This window comes from Phocaeicola sp. RTP21198st1_B8_RTP21198_201120 (assembly GCF_040929485.1).
GTDB classification, from domain to species: domain Bacteria; phylum Bacteroidota; class Bacteroidia; order Bacteroidales; family Bacteroidaceae; genus Phocaeicola; species Phocaeicola dorei.
Genome location: NZ_JBCOCI010000390.1, coordinates 1 through 279 on the forward strand (window position 1 = coordinate 1; position 279 = coordinate 279).

At 46.2% G+C, this 279-nt stretch carries 1 protein-coding gene; it reads right to left on the reverse strand.

Annotated features, from left to right (window positions below; all coding sequences use genetic code 11):
• A partial coding sequence (locus AB5935_RS26590; protein ID WP_368327939.1) for a glycosyltransferase occupies positions 1 to 279 on the reverse strand: 279 nt, incomplete at both ends.

The window sequence follows — 279 nt, forward strand, 5'->3', positions numbered from 1 at the left end:
TTCCAACACCTGGCGGCGGTAGCAAACAAATCCGGCAGTGGTGTCATGTACAGGTATTCCGGTGATAAACCGCACATATTTAGAGGCAAAGTATGACATCAATACCCGTCCCATCGGCCAATTCACTACATTCACTCCGCTGACATAACGGGAACCGATGGATACATCTCCTCCTTGTTCCGAACAAGCCTGATACAAACGGGGTAAATCATTCGGATTATGACTGAAGTCTGCATCCATTTCAAAAATATACTCGTATGCGTGTTCCAGTGCCCATTT